The organism is Hathewaya massiliensis (genome assembly GCF_902143515.1).
GTDB lineage: Bacteria > Bacillota > Clostridia > Clostridiales > Clostridiaceae > Hathewaya > Hathewaya massiliensis.
Window position 1 is genome coordinate 20,437 of record NZ_CABFVD010000004.1, and the last position, 20,183, is coordinate 40,619.

Below are 20,183 nucleotides of genomic sequence, written 5' to 3' on the forward strand. Positions count from 1 at the left end.
ACCATAATTGTAAACTTTTAATTAAATAATGCAATATTTTCTACATAACTTCCTAAAATATGACAAAATAAAAAAATAGCCACGACCTAAGCCATGACTACCTTTAGGAGTTATGAAAAAATTTTCTCTACATATATATAGCATGCCCAATATAAAAAGTTTTATACAAAAAATTAAAAAAAGGTAGCTTCAGTATAAACTGCAACTACCTTTTTATTAATGTATATTTTCTTAGTGTATAAAAACCTATATATTTTAAGGGATCGTATCTGACAATTTAATTATACCATTAATAGCATATATTGTATGTTCTGTTTATGTCTTATTTTATATCTTATATGATTATTTTAAATTTTGTTCTTTAATTCACTAAAACCTTATATTTTAGTTTATATTGAATTGTTCTTAGTTCTTAATAGAAAAGGTTTAGTAAAGTTAAAAAGTCTCCTCTAATCCTTCATTATGAGTGCATTATTTTTACTTTTTAATACTTTACATATTTACTATAGATATATCCTCCATGAGGTTTAAAATATATATGAATCCAATCTCCTTCTTGTCTAAATAGATTAACTTTTGCCCCATTAGCTAATGTTCCTAATATTTTACTAGAAGTTGATTTTCCTTCTCTAACATTTACACCAGATGGAGTATTTATATATCCTACTTTACCGTCTAGGTTAATCCAATCATTATTAGTAGTAGGCTTAATAGTATTATTAGTAACTGCTACATTAGAAGTTGTTCCTAGCACGCCATTTACTATAGCTTTAGCTATTCCACTCATGCCGTACTTATTTAGTATTGCAACATCTTTTGGTGAATCTATAAAGCATACTTCTATATATATTGTTTTAGCTTTAGTTCTTTTGGTTAAAGCTAAGTTTTGGTCTTTAATCCCCCTATTCCTAAATCCTAATTTATTTAATTCCTTTAGAACTCTATCTGCTTCAACTAAATACTTTCCACCATAAGTATAAATCTCTGAACCATTACCACCAGAACATTTATTAAAGTGAATTACTATGTTTAAATCTGCATTTACTGAATTGCATAAAGCTACTTGTTTATTTAAACTATCAGTTAAGCTATTAGCATGATCCACTCTGCACATATTAGCCTTATGTCCTCTGCTTTTTAATTCTTTATCTATTTCTATTCCTAATTCTCTAGTTAATACTTCTTCTTTTAATCCATTAATTCCTCGTGCTCCTATATCTCCACCTGTTAAAGTGTGTCCTGTATTTATATTAAATGTACTCATAAAATACCTCCTAAAAATTTAATTTAAAAAAGAACAGAACTATTTGCTCTGCTCTTTAATCTCTTTCTTGTTTCCTTCTTTTAACTGTGCTAATGCTTCTGTTATTTTCTTAGGTACTGGTACTCCTAAACATGCACAATTTTCAAGAATAGAAATACCCTCATTTGCTATGTAAAAATAACAAACAAGGGTACGGAAAACCCAATTACCAGTATTAAGTAGCCTATCTAAACAAACTGCCACTATGAGAACTACTAATATAACTGTTTTCTTAAGAAGTCCTTTAAAACCTATATTGCTAGATAATGTTTTGTTGCTTAATGCTATTAAAACACCCATTATATAATCTAGCACCATAAATATTATCAATATCTGCAATGCTAAATCCCAACTTCCGAACAGAGCAGTAAACAATGTTCCAGATCCCGCTATAATGCCATTAAAAATATTTTCTTTATTCATATTACACCTTCCTCGTATAAAATCTAAAAGGCAATAAAAAAAGACTTATTAGAAGTCCTATCTATTGCCTTTTAGATTTTTATTTACTTTCTATCATGCCTATTTCTACAAGTACTTCTCCTACACATTCCCTAAGATTTAGTAAGGCTGGTACCTGGTCATAAGTATAAACTCCATTCATTATAAGAGTTATCCAAACCTTAGTGCAACCACTTTCTTTATTAAATTTCATATTGAAAAACCTCCTAATTATTTTATTTATAATTTTAAGCATAAAAAATACACCTCACTATTTAGGTGTTATGCCTTGCATCATAATTAAGTTCATTAACTCTGCATTAGATTGCTCTAGTGCATTAACTCTTTTCTCTAACTCACTGTTTCCTTCTAATTTAGGCATATCTTCATATTTATAATAAACCCCTTTTCCCTCTTCAAAATATAGTATCCCTTGTTTTCCTTGTATATTTTGAGGCTCTGGAATGCTGTTTACTAATATACCATTTTGTCTTAATTCTTCTTCTGTTTGACCTAGACCGTGAATTTCATCAAATGGCATATAGTGAATAAATTCTACTTTGCCCACTTTATTACATTGTAAAAATATCATTAAACTATCCTCCTATTTAAAATTTTGTGGGAATGCTGTTGGATACCCTGCAAAATCTCCATATATCCTATTATTATATGTTGTGCTTAAACCATTTATTTTTATTTTTTTTGTCTTATTATCTTCGTAAACCCATATACTTTTTTCAGAGTCTACAAAATGTATTTTACTATGATTCCAATACTCTATCTCATAACTTCTTGACCAATATAGAGTTGATAGTGTTTTGTTGCAACAGTTTACATATCTATTATAGTCAATATAATATACATAATCCCCTACTACCTCTACTACCCATTTAGCTGAGAGACTTGGAATAGAATTAAATTCTAAATCCTTAAATATATTTCTTCTTCCTAATTCCTTAAGTGTTCCTCTTTCATATACTATTAAGTCTAATTTATATCTTTCAGCAGGATCTAAGCTATAGTTGTAATATCGTATTTGTTCAGCAAAATAAATATGTTCATCTGTTATCCCAACAAGAGTGCCTCCAATGCCAAGTGAACGTTGTGAAACTTTTAGACCTATGTTGTTATACACATAAAGAATAGCTTCATTATCTTGAAATATTACATCTCCATTTTTTTGTGGAAACAATTTCGTTTTATTTAATCCTATCCCATCTATGCTTGTTACATATTGTAAATCATTTTTATTATAAAGTTCTAAGGATGTAAATTTCTTTGTACTATTAATAAAAAAGTTTGCCCCTTTATCTGGAACTGCGATAAGATTGATTGATGGAACATCACCTGTTGATAAATCCTTTGTACAAACAATACCATCTTGTTTTGATATTTTTGATATACGAGAATTAGCACCAGAAATTGAAGACCCATGAGTTATATAAAAATACTTCCCATCACCTTGTCCAAAGTTAATATTACTAAACACATCAATTTTTACTTCAAAACTTTTTAATATGTTTAAATTATAATCAGCTATCCTTAAATAATATTTATTATCTTGCTGTTCCATAAAGACTACACCTTTTTCAAAGTAACTCATTAATTCCTTCCAAGTCCCACTTATCTTTACTTTTGGCATAACTCCTTTCTTCCACACACCATTAACCTTTTGCCACACATTTTTAACCTGTTTCCAGGTTCCATTAGCTTTGATCCACGTTGCTTTCATTGTTCTTCACCTCTATTCATACTGGAAATAGATGTCCCCATCTACCCCACCAGTGGGTTCCGTTGTCCCAAAAGTTATTTTCCTATGGTTTTCTACCTTACCAGTATGAGCTGTCAGATTATTACTAAGGTTTTTTACGTCTTCGGAAGCTGCCTTATTAGACATTTCTTTATCTAAGCTTTCAACAGCATTTTCAATGTTATTCATTACATCAGCTTCCACCTTAGTACCAGTCTGTATAACTTGTCCAAAAGCGGGTACGAGTGTTAAGGTGCCATCAATATTATCTTGTTTCTTAAAAGTTCTGGGTTTCTCAAATACACCATTTTTCCATACTGTTTTTTTATATGCCATTATATAAAGTCCTCCTCTCCACAAGTAAAGTTACCACAATACCTTTCATATTTTACATTAGGAATTAAAAATTCATATAGTAATTTTAAGTTTATTTCCAACCTATTAGCATCCACATAATTGAAAGAATGACCTACAACCCAGCTAAGGGTATTTTGCCACCCTGGTGGCTTATAGTAAAAACCTAACTTATCAATATTCCTTTCAATTCTTGATAGACTGCTAGCGAACTCTATAGAAGCATAGGTTCTATTGGTAATTGTACTTTCTAAAGATACTGTCTGTTTTAATAGTTGCTCTAATAGATTTTTAACTTCTAAAGTATTATTCTCAACTCTATTTAAATCCTCTGGATTATAATAATTAGTTGGAGTCCAATCTGTTTTAGGTTGTATCCACATCAAATTACCCCCTTTGCTTCTGTTTTACCACTTAAATAGCCTTCATAATTAAGTTCTTGTTTAATTATATTTGCAGTATTATTAGTACCATAGCCATTTTCTATAGATACTTTATCAGTTAGATTTAATGCCGGGTTACCTCTCCAATCCACTTTAAATGTAGCCCTACTGGTATTTTCTTTTAGTAACCATTCTGCTACATTCTTAGCATCATTTTGTGTGTTTATTAAACTATTTTCTAACTTAAGAATAGCTCCTTCTTTTATATCATTATTTACTGCAATGTAAGTTGCTTTATTTTCTAAATCCACTGGATAATAGGTAACTTCAACTGCTTTAACAGCTTGACCCAATTCTATTTGTGGTTCTTTATACGTATTATCAAAGGTTATATTATCTACTGGTAAGTCAAAACCAAATTCAACTATCCTTGCTCTTCTAATTCCTTTACACCACTTCTTAATTACTATTTCAATTTTTCTGCAGTTCTCCAACAAATTATTTTCATAGAAGAATCTAGATTTATTGTTTACTATAGTTTCATTAATCTTTATGGATCCATCTGCAGCATAAACTTTTAAATCAAACTCTGAAGCATATTCATTGTTCAATGTATCAAAGATTATCTCAAAGTTTTTACTGTTGTGGTCTTTAGATAGCTTTATTTCTAATTTTAAAGGTGTTGTAAACACACCTTCCATATTGCATAAATCACTACTCCACCACCCAACCTCATAACCTTTCATATCTTCAATAGGAATATTAAAACTACCATCCAATTTAAATCTATCTTTTTCAAATGTAGCAATATTAAAACTAGGCTCTAAGATATTATTTATTACCTGGTCTTTACTGCTTATAAAATCTTGACTTGTAACATTTATAGAATCAATTACTGTCTTAGCACTTATTAGCTGTTTCATGTGAAATATGCCTAAGTTATCTGCATAAGCTACACACATTCCGGATATAGCTATCAATTGCAATAGACTTCTATAGCTCATTTTATTGTGTAAAGCCTTGGTTTTTATAAGTTTTAAATTATTACTTAATGTATAATTTTCTATACTGCTCGCCCTCATAACCTCTACTGCTAGGTCATAGAGTGTAATATCTCTTATAGAAGTATTTTCAACTTCTGTGTTAGATAAAGAGTCTAAAATATCCCTAGCAGTAAATGTAGTTGTGAGGGTTCCTTCATCAGATTGCCATTGCTTCAAGTAGTATTTCCCTATAGGTATATATTCAATGGTTTCATTCTCTAACATAACACCCATGTCTACAAAACATTCCTGACCTTCTTTAAGGAAGTTGTAAAAACCTTGTGGATTAAGTACATTAAATTCCCTGTTAGAGTTGTCTACTGTAAATTTTAATTCGTCACTTGGTAGTGTACTGCTAGTTGTGTTAATCTCCTGAAGAACATTCAGTTTGATTAAATTGCTATCTGTATACTCTTTAATTATCCCAAAGTCTACCTCTGTAACTTTCACTCTTCTAATTCCTTTACACCACTTTTTAATGGTTATTACTATTCTTTTATAATTAGATAGTTGGCTTATATAGATATACCTGGAATCAGTATTATCTACTATAGAATCATGCTTAATTAATCCTGTAGCTCCATATACATCTATATCAAAATTAGTAGCATATTCATTATTCAAAATATCAAAGTATAGGGTTAATCCAGCGGAAGAATGTTCCTTGCTGAAGTTAAACTCTAATGCCTGGTATGGGTTAAATAATCCATCTTTATCGCATAAAACATCACTCCACCACCCTAACTCTGCATTTAGCATTTCATTAGGCTTAGGTGGAATAATAAAAGAACCATCTAGTTTTAGATAGTCCTTTTCAAATACAGCATATTTATTACTCATAGCTCTTATTTTATTTGTTAGCTGGTCTTTTCTGCTTATTATACATTCACTACTTACTGTTTTAGTATTATCCTTAAATGCAGTTAGATCTAAAATTTCAAATCTCACTTTTGCCTTACACATTCTTTCAGGTGCATAAACTGCTTTTTTAAACTCTTTACTAACTGTTATAAATTTACACACCTACCTTTCAATTAAATTAAACTTAACATCTTTATAGTATATTTGACCATTTATAAATCCTAGCATTCCTATATTTCTGTCACCACAATAAAAAACTCCTGTTCTTGTACTATTGTCTTGAGGATCTACATAAGTAACATTGAAAAATACAGGCGAAACTAATTTTAGTATTTTGCTTACTTCTTCTTTAGATAAGTTTTTCAAAGCTAATTCTAACTTTCTTTTAGTTGCTATCCTCTCAATTATCATACTCCCTCTAGCATTTCTTTCAGCTTTAGAAATATCCATTATACCTACTTGAAAATCAGTTGGAGCAGGAAGCTCTACTCCATTTATGCTTATCATGACTACCCGCCCCTTTCTTAGTTAGATAATTCAAATCTTAATGCCCTTTCAATTCACCCACCTCATTAATAAGTGCAACTGCACCATTCCCCATTAACATCTTCACATATTAGCTCAGCTTCTAAATCATAATAATAGTCTTTATCGCGGCCGTCTGATTCTGCTTCTTTTTTAAAATGTTCCTTTGCTATTTCAATCGCCTTATTTTTATCTTTGGCAATAACAAAACATTTTATATATGTTTCACCACAATAACCATTAGTTACTTCCCATAATTTCATTGTTTATTTTCCCTCCAATTCTTTATCTATGTCGTTTTAATTATTAAATTGTTACCTATTCTTTGGTTTTCTTTGTCTGTATAATTTTTTATTAGCCTTGCAAATGTAACACCATCAAGCTGCATTACCATATCGCCAATATTTTCATCACTTGAATTATTACCCTGATTAAATTGCATAGCAGCTATTATTGCATTAGCTACTGAAGCAGATATTTTATCCATCCATTCAGTATTGTTTTCAAGTGGAACAACAGCTTCTTTACCTGCTTCACCTACCATTGATAATGTAGGTTGATTTATAACTCCACCTTTCGCTAGCATAGGTATTTTAGGAATGTTAATTCCCTTACCACCTATTACGGGAACCCAATCAGGAAGGCTTATTTGGTTAAGTCCTCCTATAGCTCCATTGATTAATCCTATTACACCATTCAGCGGTGCTTTTGCTAAGGCTTCAAGACCACTGAATACACTACCAAAAATATCTCTTACCCCATTCCAAGCTCGTTCCCAATTTCCAGTGAACACTCCTTTAACAAACTCCACAATACCATTGAAAACTCCCTTAATAGAGCCCCATATATCCTTTATAATACTATACAATCCATTAAATACAGATTTACATGTATCTTTTATTCCATTCCATGCTGTACTTGCTATTATACTAATTCCATTCCAAGTACTAGCAAAGAAATCTTTTATAGCACCCCATATACCTGTGGCAATGTTCTTTATAGAATTCCATGTATCTTCTAAAAACTTCTTAATACCACTCCATATATTAATTACTAAATCCTTTAGCCCATTCCATATGCCTACTAAAAACTCTTTAAGGCTATTCCAAACTGTAGTAGTAGTTTGTTTAATGGAGTTCCACGTTTCTTCAAAGAATTTCTTAACACTATTCCAAATAGTGCTAGCTATATCTTTTATAGAGTTCCATATTTGAACAAAGAAATTCTTTATAGAATTCCAAACATCCATACTATTTTGTTTTATACTGTTCCATGTGTCTATAAAGAATTGTTTAATAGCATTCCATATGTTACTAGCTGTATCTTTAATGCTCTGCCATGTATTTATGAAGAATTCTTTTATTGCAGTCCATATTTCAAGTGCTTTTTGTTTTATTGTGTCCCATGTTTTTAAAAGAAAAGCTTTTATTTCATCCCAATTTTTATATAAAAGAATACCTATAGCTATTACTGCTCCTATAGCTACAACTGCTATTCCGAAGGAACTAGTTAAGAATGTTATAGCCACTTTAAAAGCTCCAGCAACTCCAGTAGCAATTGCCATTACTCCCGACCAAATACCTGTAGCTATAGCACCAGCTTGAGTTGCAAGCGTAACTAATCCAAATGATGTTGCCATACTTCCAAGAATTATTATTATAGTTTCCAAAACTGGCTTACCATCACCAAGCAACCAACCTATAAATGTGCTGAATTTATCTAACAAGTCTCCAATACAGTCCATAACCTTTGCGATAGCTGGAGCTATATTATCTATAAACCAATTTACAAAGGGTACTACAAATTCAGTATAAATATAACCTGCTAATTCAAGTACCTTAGCACCTAACTTTACAAGACCCTCAAATAGATGTTTACCCCCATTATCCCAAACGTAAATAAGTTTTTGGGATAAATTTTCTAATACATCTGTAGTAGATTTTAAAACTTTCATAAACATATTAGCTAAAGGAGTTCCAATTTGGCCCCATACTTCTCTAAATGAATCTCCTACTTTCTTTACTAAAGTTAATAGGTTTAAAAATGCATTAGATAACCCCTGTATTATTTTAGTTCCAATATCACCACTATTCCATGCAGTGGCAAATGTGCTTGCTATATCCCCAATAATATTGAATATATTTTGAAGTATCTGCAATATAACAGTTAGTATCTTTTCGCCAGTGCCATTAGTCCAAACAGTAAGCATACTCTTGCCTATACTACCTAATAGATCTAATATACTATGCAATGCATATTTAATACTCGCAATAGTGGCTTGCCCTTCTTTTGCCCATGCATTTTTAAAAGGTTGAAATATAGAAGAGAGAACTGCTTTAAGCTTGTTTATAATATTTTCTATAGCTTTTCCTGCAGCACTTGCCGGACTTACATCGATATCAGGCATTACCATAGGTGGCATACCAGAACTATCGGAATCTCCTGTGTCTTTTTTACCTTTGTCTAGGTCTAATTGATTTATCTCATCAAATCCCATCAAAGCACCTTTCATTTCTTCCATATCTTTAGCTGCTTTTTTGGTGTCTGCTCCTGCCTTTTTAGCACTTTTCCCATATGCCCCCATAGCTGCCTTTGCATTATTTAAACCTTTAGCAGCATTAAAACTTTGTTTATATGTTTTGCCAAATATAGCACTTATAAAAGTAGCTATATAAGCAGTAACTGTAGATAATGCCCTCATTAAAGCATTTATCGCTGGTAGTACGGCTTGATATATAGGCATAAATGCTACCATTAAATTAGTCCTAATTTGATTTAAAGAATACACAAATTGCCTATTTGTCATAAGTGCAGATCCTGTATGAGAAATTAATCCTCTTAAAGCCTTATATATAACCCCCATCACAAATACCTGTCTTAGAACCCTACCAAAACTTCTAGATATCATATTTCCCATACCTAAAAAGTTTCTCCCTGTATTTGTGCTTTCATGTCCTAAATGTTTAAGTGTGTTATTAATACCACCTGCCCCAGCTTTAATTGAACTTGAAATCTTATTTTTTATACGACTAAAGATAGAGCTTCCTTCTTCTGCTTTTGATGATGAACTCTTTGCAACACTTCCTAGTTCATCTAATTTCTTTTCAAGTGCATCTATTGTAAATGTAGTTTTATTAGAAGTTGAACTAAATTTATTCAAAGCCTCTTCTGCTTTGCTAAGTTCAACTTCTAACTTTTTAATTGTGTCTTGATTTATAAAATCCATCACTTTATTACCAGTTGGTTTACTCAGGTTCTCTATTTCTTTCCTTAAATCCTGTATCTTACCTCTCTGCTCTTCAGCCTTACCACCCATAATCTCCAATTGCTTATCTAGTATTTCTATTTGTGATTTTATATATTCAGCATTGTTTGATAAATCAACTTTAGGAACCTTTATACTTAAAGCTTTTCCTGTAGGTGGACCTCTTGTGCTTTTAGGAGTACTGTTATCCTTACTATTGGAAGAATCCCCTTTATCTAAAAAATCATCCATGGGATTTTTAACTTTAATACTTGAGAATATGTTTTCAATATAACTCTTAAGTTCTGCTAAGTTGCTTTTTATTTGAGAATGTATTGAACTTATCATTTGCTTTATTGTTGTTTGAATATTGTCTAATGACTTATCTATATTGCCTATATTGCTTAATCCACTTAAAGCCTTAGTTACATTTGCTTTTATCTTTTCGCTAATATTCTCAATCTGCTTTTCAGTAATATCATTTAATCCCAAATCTAAACTTATTTGACCTACACTATCTGACATGCTCTCTCACCTCACTTTTAGACATAATAAAAAACACCTACTAATTATTAAGTAAGTGTTTCAAATTCTTTTTTTATTTCCACTTATGTCCGCAATTAAGACATACTTTTTTTATTTTATTACTAGTCAAACCTCCGAGTACAGCTCCAACTCCTCCGAATAGCACCCCACCAACTGTAGCTCTTCCAACGCTTAACTTTTTATTTTGAGTAGTTATGCTAGTGCTATGGCATTTAGGGCAGTATGGAATGCGTTCCTTCTTAAGTTGTTGTACTCTTTCCTTCTCTTCTTGTCTTTTTGACTTATTACTAATTTTAGATTCTTTATATTCATTTCTTGTTGTTATTTCAGCATCTTTGTATCCCAAGTTAGAATATTGTCTTATGTAATTATATACTTTTTCTAATTCATTTGTATTCTTGATTTTAAATACTATTTGATTATTGGCACCATTCTCATTAATATCTAATATCAATTTATCATAACTTAGTGTTGCATCTGTAATAGAATTAAAGTTTATATAAATTTTACTTCCTAAAGTGATGTCTCCTAAAACTCCATTGGACATTATATAGAGGTTTAAAATAGCCCCAATTTTTACTTCAGGAATACCATACTCTAATGTAGCTGTGGCATGTATAGCCTTAAATATCCCCCCACCTTCTTTTTTAAGTTCCTTGAACCTTCCCTTATCCACTAACATAAAAACTTCCCCCCCTAATTAACATATATTAATTATAATATACATTAACTAAAGGCTTTTGCAAATATTTCTTGTAATTCTTTTATTTTTTCTTTCTTTTCTTCTTCTGACATTTCAACTACCTGCCTATTTCTCCAATCATTACGTATCTTATGTTGTTCAGGAGTAAAATGTTTAAGAATGTCCTTATCTTCTTCACTTCTGATACTTACAACTTGACCTAATGGAGTTTTAGGCATTATTCCTGCAAGTAGTGTACAAAATTCACTCCAAGACATATCCGGCTCATTCCTAAGCCTTATTCCATATTGAGTTGTAAAGGAGGCTTCTATAAGCCCCCAATCCTCAAATAAATCATACCATTGATTATTTACTTTTTTTTAAGTTTTTTCATTTCCTGCTCTGCTATCTTTTCAACTTCTTCTAAGCTCTGTTCACTTATAGCCGCCATAATAGCATTCATAATTGTTTCATAACTTTTAAATGATAGCTCTAGGCTATTTATATACTCTAATCCTTCTTTTCCTATTCCAGCTTCTATTATTTTATCCATCATTTCAAATTCGTCAAGTGTTGTATCCTCACTTAATGATTTTATTAATATTGCTGAATTTTTGCTATTATTAACCTTAAATTCTTTGTCCTCTGCTAATTTTATTACTGGTTTATCATTTGTAAGTCTATTTACTATATCATATACTTGTGCCATCTATATCCTCTCCTTTTATCCTTGTACTGTTGTTCCTGGTGTATAGTTTGGTTTACCATCACCCTTTAAATCAAATTCTAATGGTGCAACGTTAGTAGAATCTCCACCACCTACGTTCTTAACGTCTATTACACAGTCAAAATCTAACTTAGCTGCATCTGGAAATAATATTTGTCCTTTGGTACTACAATCTAAACCATCTTTCCATGCTGTGTTTGCTACATAATCATTACCTGGATCCCCTACGTTTCTTTTCCCTTTTAAAGAAATAGAAAAAGCTTTTCCTGTCATTAATGCTCTTGCCCAACCTGCAGTAGTCATTGGTGTCCAATCCTCCACCTTACCATCTATACTAATACCAAAGTTCTCTAAATCAGCTATCTCTTTCATGTCTGTTTCTTTACTTTCTTTACCTTTAGTTCCAACCTTAAATACAAGATTATAAACCGGAAATACTCCTGTAAATGCCATTTACATTACCTACCTTTCATAATAAATTACTGTTTCAATTACATATTCATAAATACCATTTGTATCTGTTCCTACTCCTACTGGCTCTGGTGTCCTCATATCAAATTTAATTATCCTATGCCCTCCAATAGTGCCCTCTTGTCCAAATAAAGCATTATATACTTCTTGAGCCTTTTGCTCTGCAGTATTACAATTCTTAGTCCAGTGAACCAATATAGAAATAGCCTTAGTGGAATAGCTTGTATTAACTAACCCTCCTAAGGCTATATTAGGTGCAGGACCTTGTATATTATATATTCCTATACATTGTTCCTTACCCCCATCTATTTTCCCTGAATACCATTGTGGGCAATCTATTTTAGTTTTTAAAAACTCTCTTACTTCACTTAGTAGCATTATTTAATCAACCCCTTTGAGAGCTGCTTAAGAAATATCTTAAATGTATTTTTAGCAAAGTCTTTCTTTTCTCCATCAATATAGCTCTGCATCCATTTTCCTTGTGCATTTATATTTTTGTCTTTCCTAAAATTATATTCAGGATGCCAATATAATCTTCTTGCATAAGGTGGCCCAGCGACATTTATTGAGGTTTTCATTTTATCTAATTGTGATATATCTACAAAGTGACTTCTTTCAAGTTCTCCTGTTTGTTTTGGTACTACTGCACTGGTTACTATATCACTTTTCACTGCTTCAGTAGTTAATTCTAATGCTTTCTTTTGTGAGTTAACCAATGTTTTTATTTTAGTTTTATCTAACTTTATAGTTACTTTAACACCCATTAAATCAACTCCAATTCAGTACTAAAAACTGAACCATCAGGGTTACGTGGTCTTGCAGATTTGTATATATCTTTTTTTATTTCTCCAATTTGAACATATCCCTCAATTAATTTACCTGGATTAATATCACCTTCAACTATAACTTTGCCACTTAAAGTTATGAGCCTTCTTTCTGCATCTAAAGTCTGTTTACTCTTCTCTGAATAGTTACATAACCCTTCATATAAAAGTGTTTCTACTGGCTCACCATCTTCATTGATATAAGTTTGATATATCTTTACCGGTGTTACTAATATCCACTTTGGAAATGGAAGTTTTCCTAACATAACTACAACCTCCTTGAAGTAAGTCCAGTAGATCTAAGCAAATTAATAACTTCATCAGAGGTTTTTATATTCCCTCCGCCCTCTTTAGCTTTAAATGAAAGGCTTATATCTCCCGCCGAATAACCACTTAAAGGCATATTAATATAATCACCATATTGAGCTATAAAATCAGCGTGATAACATACTGCCTTCTTTACCCTTTCTTGTTGAAATGGAGTTAAATTATCAAACCCTATACCTACAATTCTGTTATAGGTTAAAGTATCTATTTGATCACTGGCCTTATTTAATTCTTGCTTTAAATCTTTATCTGATATGATATTCCCACCATACTCATTTTTATAATATTCATTATCCACATAAGACATTAGATCCACATCCTTAAGAAAAAAAGAGTGATTATTTATCACCCTTTTTTGATTCTTTACTTCCCTTAGCATCTTTACTTTCTTTCATTTCTTCTTTTAATTTTTTATTTTCTTTCTCTAGTTTTGTGATTTTGTCCTCTAAACCTTTATAATCTTCAAATGAAACTGTTTTACCAGCTCCATCTGCAATTAAATTACCGTCATCATCTGTAATATCATACCCTTGAGTTATATAATACTCTTTTTGAGTTTCATCTATTGTATAAACCTTATTATCTTTACTCGCCTTCATATTATCCCTCCTATGATTCCGCCTCTGCATTAATTGCAATACCACAAGCTTTATTTTCTATTAAGAATGTATCTGTGTAGTATCTATTTTGATAAACATACTTATCTGCTGTTCTTGAATCAGTACCAGGAGTGAATACTTTCATATAAGCATATTTATCTCTTGATACAACACAAGATGGATGTATAAGTATCATATTTATTTGCTTTGCACCTGTAGCTGGTACACAACCATTAGTAAAGTCATACTTAGTCTTAAATCTAGCACTTGGTACTTTGACAATGTTAACATCATCTAAAGAATAAACCCTTCTGTCAATATTACCATTGTTGGAAGTTACATCAATGTTTCTAGTTAAGCCACTAGCATTTTTAAGTAGTTTATTCATTGCTGGAGTTACATAAAGTATTCTTCCTTCACTTGGAACTGCTTCATCATCCATCTTTTCCATTTGAGTATCAAACCAATCTAATATATTAGCTATAGTAAGAACTGTATTATCTATAATAGCTCCTTTAGACTTATAAGCCTTTGCTTCTGCATATAACTTAGAATATCTGTAACTATCCTTTTCAGGTATTGCCTGCTCTGTTTCAAATACATTTTGGATATTGGCAATTTCTAAAACAAGATTAGTCTCATCAATATCCATAGGATCCAATGCAAATTCTACATCTCTATCATGAGCTAATTTCTTTGGTTCCCAATCATTTGATATAGTTCCTGTATTAAAACCCATAGTGTTTCTGTTATGATCCTTGTAGCCACTTAAAGTTAATCTAGGTAACTTTATTGTTTGAGCATTAATAAATTTAACTCCTGGATTAGATTGTGTTAACGTATAAGATGTTAATTCCCTTGCATATTTTTGTTGTAACTCTCTTTCGAATTGTTCAGCATAACTGTATACTGGCATTTTCATATCTCTCCTTTATTATTTATTGTTGTTTCCAAAGATTGAAGCTAATTGAGTGTTAACATCTCCATTTTGGGATGTACCATCAGCTCCAACTTTAAAGCCTGGTTGAGTTTCTTGGTTTTTTTCTTCTTGCTTAAATAAAAAAGACTTACTTTCTTGTAAGTTTTTTAGTTGGTCCTCAAGCCCTGTGATTTTACCATCATCACCTAAGATTAATTTAGACTTATCAAATAATCCTGATACCAATTCAGCATCTTGTGCCTTATCAGCTATAGCTAATTTTATAGCATTAGATATTTGTAAATCTTTTAATTGAGCTTGATATTCTTCATCTTTTTTCTTATTATCAGCTTGCAAAGTTTCAATTTGTTTTTGTAGCTCTGCATTATCTCCAGTTGATTTCTTAAGAGTTTCTAGTTGTATATCTCTTTCTTTAATGTCAGTTTCTAATTGCTTTTTAGCTTCTGAAACCTCATTATATTTATCTTTTGGTACTGCATTTTTAGGAAATTCATTATTAATTGACTTCATTAATCCATCAACATCTAGCTTTCCATCTTTAATTGTTGCACCTTCTAATAATTTTCTTAACCATTCCATTTCTATTACCTCCAATAGCATATTTATACTGGTTGCTCCCAGTTAGGAGTACCGTTGTTCTTTATGCTCTACAACACTTAAAAAAGAGCAAAATAAAAAGCCTTATTTTTAAGACTTTTAGTTTGTACACACATTTCAAATATGGTAATATTTTGTTGAAAGGGGGTGTTGGTATACTTAAATACATTACAAACAATTTAACTGCTCTTTTAGCTCTTATTGTATCTATTGCAAGCTTTGTTCTTTCTTTTAAAAATTATATTAAATCAATTATTAAGTTTAAAATTTCTTATGATTCTAAAAATATTTATTCTTTAGGATTCATATGGTATCAAGCATATGAATTATTAATAGTAGATTTAACAATTGAAAACAACTCAACTAACTCTGTAGATATTAGTAGAATTAAGTTAATTGATGAAAATAACACTTATATAGCTAATACAATTGAGATTGCTGATACACACAACAAGAATGGTATATCATTGATTGACGATGCTAAAAAATTATGCAAGCCAATTAATATAACTTCTCAAAACATATTAAATAATACAAGAATACCTTCATACGGAACATTAAATGGATTTGCGGTCTTTGAAAATATTGAACCTTTAAAAGAAGCTAAGTCATATACAATAATAATTGATACTCCAAGTAAATCATTTAAAAAAGCAATTACAATAAATCCGCTTACTGGCGACTTTAAACCTCTTAGCCCATTATAAAATTAAAGATATCAAACTTAATATTATTCCTAATAAAGCTAATATTAATGGTATCCTATTTTCAATATTTGGTTTTTTCATATTAATTCTTTTTAGTAAGAGAATGTATTGCAAGTACCAAGCTCTCACTAATTCCTCCCTTATTTTTAGGCATAATAAAAGCACCTACTATTTAACTTAGTAAGTGCTTATTCCTCTGCTAATCTATATTCAGCAGCTTGAAGGTCTTGTTTTATATCTATATTAGAGTGTTTATACTGTAGCTCTTTCAGAAACTCTAGGAACCTTTTACTTTGAAATTTATCTGAAATATCTTCAAATACTTCACTTATCCAGTAGATCTGTTCATCTGAACATTCCCTTAGAAACCCAATTGTATCATCTTCATTTTTAGTTAGCAATGTTGTTAGAGGTTCCCAGTAATAATCCTCCATCCCATTAATACACTCTAGGCCTTTACGCCACTCTATAAGTGAAAATATTTTCTTCCTATCCTTTTCATTCACTAGATTCACCTCCTAACATTCTTTGTTTTTCATCTGGAAATATTGTTGTTATCTTTCTCTTCTTGCAATCATAACAAATTCCCACTGTAACTCCACTATGATTTGCATATTTAAATATACTTATTATATTGCCGTCTTCGTCCTTATTATGTTGTAATAAATATTTATTTTTATCCTTTAAATTTCCAACATATTTGGCTGCTATTTCTATATCATTGCTATCCCAACTTTTAGGAAACCATGCTTGACCAGTTCCTGATTGTTTTGCTTTTACTCTATGCTTAGGAACATTACCAATCCTTACCCCATTATCATATTCTTTAACTATATTATACTCTATTTCTTTTGAATTTAAAAGCTCCATTCCGTCTTGTCCATGGCCCCCACTTTTTAGTCTTATTTCTCCTGATTTAATCTTCTTTGGATTCTTAGGATTTGTAAACTCACCTTCATTTGCATGTATTACTGTTTCTTTAGGTATAGATATAAATTCATTCTTATTATCAAGTCCATTATCATAGTTAGCAATAACTTTCTTTTCTTTAACCGACAACTGAATTTGCTCTCTATCATAATCTCTTCTAAGTTGAGGATTATCTTTTAAATGTTGCCTTAACTTATCTTCCAACTCTTTAACCTTAACAGTAGCTTTTTCTTGATTCTCAACATCACAAGCTCCAGCTTTAACTCTTTTCCACTTTCTTAGTTCTCTTTCAAGTGCTCTTTGCCTTTGCTCTGCTTCATAATTCTTAAGTGCTTCTTCTTCATCAGGAACTACAGGTAATTTAGTTATACCAGGAAAATAAGTTGTTAATGTATGCCTACAATTAGGATGTAATAGTCCTTTTTCTATAGCTTCACTTAGTAGTGGATATTGTTTATTCTCTTCTATAAACTCTTTACTAGGATGGCTAAATACATCATCTATTATTACTTTTCCTTGCCATGGTAAACACTTCTTACAGGTGTTAGCATGAGCACTTACTACTACAAGATATAATCCGTATTCATCACGTTTTTTTCCTTCACCTAATAAAGTAGCTCTATGACTTGCAGTTCTCAAAGCCATTTCCGCATATGAAGTGATATTAACCATCTTACCATCTTTATATCTAATACAACTAATCCCTTTGTCTAAGAAGTCCTTAGTTGCCATATCTATTGCTTGGTTTAAAGTCTTTGCTCCTGCCTGCATATTAACCTGTGCCTTATACAAGACTTGTCTATAAATATCATCCATTTTCCTAAGAACTGCATGATTAGCATTCTTTAAATCCTTAGTTACTGTTTCTTGTAATGCATTTAATTTCTTATCATTAACACCAAAGAAATTTGTTTCTTCTGGTGGCTTTATAGGTCTTTTTAATAACTTAGATATATAATCTTTTAAGCTTTGTTCATCTTCTATATCACTTGGTAAATCAATGGAAGGCACTTTGTCTCTAGGCAGTAACTCTTTAGCCTTATCCACAGCCTTTTTAATAAGCTTCTTTACTCTATTCTGTCCTTTTTTATAATTACCATCTATTTCTCTATCAATAGCTTCTTGAATAGGATCACTATAAGAATCAACTAAATCCTTATTTCTCTTTCTGTATTTTTCAAGCTCTCTGAGTTTAGTTAATTGCCATTGCTCCCACTGAAATCCTTCCTTTTGTTGTTCTCTTTCATGGAAATAAAATGCCTTTTTCATAGATGATATAAGGTTAAGCTCCATATCTTGAAAAATCTTTCTAATATCATAAGACTTTGCCTTTTCTTTTTTTATTTCTGCTTCCATAGATTTTTTAGTAAACTTTTTTAATATATCACCTAGCTTAGATAATTTACTCTTCTTCGCCATCTTCTATTTCCTCTGGATCATCATCTTTGTATTTTTCATCATCACCAACAATAGGAGGTTCATCTGTTGTCATATATCCCTGCTCTTCCTTAAGTCTTTCTACTTCCTCTGCCTTTTCTTCATCTGTCCATGTATCACCATATAATTCTTCAATGCATTGCTCTATACTCATAACACCAAAAGTTTTAGCCTTTCCTACAGTTTCAACCTTATCATTGAAGGAGGGTGAAGCATACTCACCAAAGTTAATAGTTATATCCATATCATCTTTAGGAGCGTTGTTATTCATGACCTCAAAGGTTTTAAAAATAGTATTGATTAACTCCGGTAATACCTCTTGAAGTTCATCTATTATCTTCTTTCTAGTGTACAGTGTAGTCTTTTCCTTTTCTCTTTGAGCCTCTGCATTATCTAATTTCTTAAGGTCTATTCCTAAAGTTGCTGGAGATATTATTCCTTGTAAGCACATATCCAAAGCTTTAGCATAACTTTCAATAAAAGCCTGGTATCTAATTTCAGGTTGAATCATATCAATTTTAGAATTCTCTCCTTCTGTAAGTGAAGAATTAAGTTGAATAAACTGATTATCAAAGGGATTAGGTTGCAACGGCTCTCCTGTATTAGGGTTATGAGGTATTAAATCTTCTGGTATATACTTTTGTACTCTTCCTGCTCTTATTGCATCTATCCATTGGCTTATCACTTCATCTAATGCATCAAAGGAATCTGTTTTATTATCAAATATACTTTTACCTCTTCCACTCCACTTTTGGGATTCAAAGAACTTCATAGGTACTGCCATCATAAAACTATTATCGAAGGTTACGTCTTGTAATTGTTCAAGTCCTGGAACCAAAGATAAAGGAACTTCTTCTCCTCTTTCATCAACTAGCTTATTCTTTATATATCCTCTGCCAAAACTCTCTATAAGTCTATAGTTTTTGTTTCTTATAGTATAATCAGTAAAGAACTGTACTTCTTGAAGCCTTCCTCTCTTTACTGTGTAATCTACTCTTTCACCACTGTAATACTCCAATATAGGATATGGAGTTAAATCAGTATCTATAGTTATTTTAAAAGCTCCATCACCAGCAACAAGGGATTCAACAATAGATTTTTTTATTAGTTTATTAAACTTGTTATCCTTACATATTTCTTCCCATATCTTTTGCTGTGTTTCTTCCATATCTATACTGTTTATATCACTTGTAACTATATCTGCTAATGTCTCAACTATTATTGCTGGTAACCCACTATGCATTTTCCTTATATTCAATTTTTCACTTGGTACTGCAGCCCAAAATCTAGATTTGCTTACCTGGTCTAAAGCCATACTCTTAAAAAATTGGTCTAGTTCCGATGGATCCCCTCTGTACCATATTCTGTTTTTCATCACATTACCCTCATAACTTAAGGGTTCCCTTATCATTACTGGATTTTGTATTGCCGGTTGAATATTTAAAAGCTTTATAGCTGCTTTAGTTGCCATCTCTTTAAACCACCCCACTTT

General features: G+C 31.2%; 26 protein-coding genes. 1 reads left to right on the plus strand and 25 read right to left on the minus strand.

Translation table 11 applies throughout. The annotated features are described in order from the left end of the window. Nucleotides 1-484: 484 nt before the first annotated feature. The 22 genes from FNZ64_RS08485 to FNZ64_RS08590 all read right to left on the minus strand — a co-directional run bounded on the left by FNZ64_RS08485 (nucleotide 485) and on the right by FNZ64_RS08590 (nucleotide 15,599). On the minus strand, nucleotides 485-1,264 hold the full coding sequence (locus tag FNZ64_RS08485; protein ID WP_142414377.1) for an N-acetylmuramoyl-L-alanine amidase: 780 nt from the start codon (nucleotides 1,262-1,264) through the stop codon (nucleotides 485-487). Between the two features lie 39 nt (nucleotides 1,265-1,303). Further along, nucleotides 1,304-1,726: a phage holin family protein gene (locus tag FNZ64_RS08490; protein WP_142414378.1), complete on the minus strand. Its 423-nt coding sequence runs from the start codon at nucleotides 1,724-1,726 to the stop codon at nucleotides 1,304-1,306. A gap of 79 nt (nucleotides 1,727-1,805) precedes the next feature. Further along, nucleotides 1,806-1,958: a hypothetical protein gene (locus tag FNZ64_RS08495; RefSeq protein WP_185903728.1), complete on the minus strand. Its 153-nt coding sequence runs from the start codon at nucleotides 1,956-1,958 to the stop codon at nucleotides 1,806-1,808. A gap of 57 nt (nucleotides 1,959-2,015) precedes the next feature. Further along, nucleotides 2,016-2,336, minus strand: a complete 321-nt coding sequence (locus FNZ64_RS08500) for a hypothetical protein (protein ID WP_142414380.1) — start codon at nucleotides 2,334-2,336, stop codon at nucleotides 2,016-2,018. Nucleotides 2,337-2,348: 12 nt separating this feature from the next. Beyond that, the gene (locus FNZ64_RS08505) at nucleotides 2,349-3,476 is read right to left on the minus strand and encodes a hypothetical protein (protein ID WP_142414381.1); all 1,128 of its coding nucleotides are present in this window, start codon (nucleotides 3,474-3,476) and stop codon (nucleotides 2,349-2,351) included. A 12-nt stretch (nucleotides 3,477-3,488) separates the two neighbouring features. After that, nucleotides 3,489-3,830: a hypothetical protein gene (locus tag FNZ64_RS08510; protein ID WP_142414382.1), complete on the minus strand. Its 342-nt coding sequence runs from the start codon at nucleotides 3,828-3,830 to the stop codon at nucleotides 3,489-3,491. Further along, nucleotides 3,830-4,231 carry a hypothetical protein gene (locus FNZ64_RS08515; protein WP_185903729.1) on the minus strand — a complete coding sequence of 134 codons (402 nt, stop codon included), beginning with the start codon at nucleotides 4,229-4,231 and terminating at the stop codon, nucleotides 3,830-3,832. The genes FNZ64_RS08510 and FNZ64_RS08515 overlap by 1 nt, the downstream gene beginning before the upstream one ends. Next, nucleotides 4,231-6,237: a hypothetical protein gene (locus FNZ64_RS08520; protein ID WP_185903730.1), complete on the minus strand. Its 2,007-nt coding sequence runs from the start codon at nucleotides 6,235-6,237 to the stop codon at nucleotides 4,231-4,233. Before FNZ64_RS08520 ends, FNZ64_RS08515 begins: the two co-directional genes overlap by 1 nt. Nucleotides 6,238-6,297: 60 nt before the next feature. Then, nucleotides 6,298-6,642, minus strand: a complete 345-nt coding sequence (locus FNZ64_RS08525) for a DUF6711 family protein (RefSeq protein ID WP_142414385.1) — start codon at nucleotides 6,640-6,642, stop codon at nucleotides 6,298-6,300. Between the two features lie 65 nt (nucleotides 6,643-6,707). Then, nucleotides 6,708-6,923 carry a hypothetical protein gene (locus FNZ64_RS08530; protein WP_142414386.1) on the minus strand — a complete coding sequence of 72 codons (216 nt, stop codon included), beginning with the start codon at nucleotides 6,921-6,923 and terminating at the stop codon, nucleotides 6,708-6,710. A gap of 26 nt (nucleotides 6,924-6,949) precedes the next feature. Beyond that, complete coding sequence (locus FNZ64_RS08535; RefSeq protein WP_142414387.1) at nucleotides 6,950-10,429, minus strand: phage tail tape measure protein; 3,480 nt, start codon at nucleotides 10,427-10,429, stop codon at nucleotides 6,950-6,952. Nucleotides 10,430-10,502: 73 nt separating this feature from the next. Beyond that, a complete protein-coding gene (locus FNZ64_RS08540) occupies nucleotides 10,503-11,132 on the minus strand; it encodes a hypothetical protein (RefSeq protein WP_142414388.1) in 630 nt (209 codons plus the stop codon). A 44-nt stretch (nucleotides 11,133-11,176) separates the two neighbouring features. Continuing rightward, complete coding sequence (locus FNZ64_RS08545) at nucleotides 11,177-11,464, minus strand: Gp15 family bacteriophage protein (RefSeq protein WP_142414389.1); 288 nt, start codon at nucleotides 11,462-11,464, stop codon at nucleotides 11,177-11,179. 38 nt (nucleotides 11,465-11,502) lie between these two features. After that, nucleotides 11,503-11,841 carry a hypothetical protein gene (locus tag FNZ64_RS08550; RefSeq protein WP_142414390.1) on the minus strand — a complete coding sequence of 113 codons (339 nt, stop codon included), beginning with the start codon at nucleotides 11,839-11,841 and terminating at the stop codon, nucleotides 11,503-11,505. Between the two features lie 15 nt (nucleotides 11,842-11,856). Then, nucleotides 11,857-12,312 carry a phage tail tube protein gene (locus FNZ64_RS08555; protein ID WP_142414391.1) on the minus strand — a complete coding sequence of 152 codons (456 nt, stop codon included), beginning with the start codon at nucleotides 12,310-12,312 and terminating at the stop codon, nucleotides 11,857-11,859. A gap of 9 nt (nucleotides 12,313-12,321) precedes the next feature. After that, nucleotides 12,322-12,708, minus strand: a complete 387-nt coding sequence (locus FNZ64_RS08560) for a phage tail terminator protein (protein WP_142414392.1) — start codon at nucleotides 12,706-12,708, stop codon at nucleotides 12,322-12,324. Further along, complete coding sequence (locus FNZ64_RS08565; RefSeq protein ID WP_142414393.1) at nucleotides 12,708-13,094, minus strand: hypothetical protein; 387 nt, start codon at nucleotides 13,092-13,094, stop codon at nucleotides 12,708-12,710. Before FNZ64_RS08565 ends, FNZ64_RS08560 begins: the two co-directional genes overlap by 1 nt. Then, nucleotides 13,094-13,420 (minus strand): hypothetical protein, encoded by a 327-nt coding sequence (locus tag FNZ64_RS08570; RefSeq protein WP_142414394.1) that lies wholly within the window; start codon nucleotides 13,418-13,420, stop codon nucleotides 13,094-13,096. Before FNZ64_RS08570 ends, FNZ64_RS08565 begins: the two co-directional genes overlap by 1 nt. Nucleotides 13,421-13,422: 2 nt before the next feature. Further along, nucleotides 13,423-13,788 carry a head-tail connector protein gene (locus tag FNZ64_RS08575; protein WP_142414395.1) on the minus strand — a complete coding sequence of 122 codons (366 nt, stop codon included), beginning with the start codon at nucleotides 13,786-13,788 and terminating at the stop codon, nucleotides 13,423-13,425. A gap of 31 nt (nucleotides 13,789-13,819) precedes the next feature. Continuing rightward, nucleotides 13,820-14,080, minus strand: coding sequence for a hypothetical protein (locus FNZ64_RS08580; protein ID WP_142414396.1), 261 nt, complete (start codon nucleotides 14,078-14,080; stop codon nucleotides 13,820-13,822). Between the two features lie 10 nt (nucleotides 14,081-14,090). After that, a complete protein-coding gene (locus FNZ64_RS08585; RefSeq protein ID WP_142414397.1) occupies nucleotides 14,091-14,996 on the minus strand; it encodes a capsid protein in 906 nt (301 codons plus the stop codon). 18 nt (nucleotides 14,997-15,014) lie between these two features. Then, nucleotides 15,015-15,599, minus strand: a complete 585-nt coding sequence (locus FNZ64_RS08590; RefSeq protein ID WP_142414398.1) for a phage scaffolding protein — start codon at nucleotides 15,597-15,599, stop codon at nucleotides 15,015-15,017. 152 nt (nucleotides 15,600-15,751) lie between these two features. On the opposite strand from FNZ64_RS08590, the gene FNZ64_RS08595 reads away from it, so the two are divergent. Next, on the plus strand, nucleotides 15,752-16,324 hold the full coding sequence (locus tag FNZ64_RS08595; protein WP_142414399.1) for a hypothetical protein: 573 nt from the start codon (nucleotides 15,752-15,754) through the stop codon (nucleotides 16,322-16,324). A 188-nt stretch (nucleotides 16,325-16,512) separates the two neighbouring features. Here FNZ64_RS08595 and FNZ64_RS08600 read toward each other — a convergent pair whose 3' ends face one another. Genes FNZ64_RS08600 through FNZ64_RS08610 form a run of 3 tightly spaced genes read right to left on the minus strand, consistent with a single transcriptional unit; the run spans nucleotide 16,513 to nucleotide 20,180 of the window. Continuing rightward, the gene (locus FNZ64_RS08600; RefSeq protein WP_142414400.1) at nucleotides 16,513-16,830 is read right to left on the minus strand and encodes a hypothetical protein; all 318 of its coding nucleotides are present in this window, start codon (nucleotides 16,828-16,830) and stop codon (nucleotides 16,513-16,515) included. Then, nucleotides 16,823-18,673 carry a phage minor capsid protein gene (locus FNZ64_RS08605; RefSeq protein ID WP_142414401.1) on the minus strand — a complete coding sequence of 617 codons (1,851 nt, stop codon included), beginning with the start codon at nucleotides 18,671-18,673 and terminating at the stop codon, nucleotides 16,823-16,825. Before FNZ64_RS08605 ends, FNZ64_RS08600 begins: the two co-directional genes overlap by 8 nt. Further along, nucleotides 18,657-20,180, minus strand: a complete 1,524-nt coding sequence (locus tag FNZ64_RS08610) for a phage portal protein (RefSeq protein WP_142414402.1) — start codon at nucleotides 20,178-20,180, stop codon at nucleotides 18,657-18,659. The genes FNZ64_RS08605 and FNZ64_RS08610 overlap by 17 nt, the downstream gene beginning before the upstream one ends. Nucleotides 20,181-20,183: the final 3 nt, after the last annotated feature.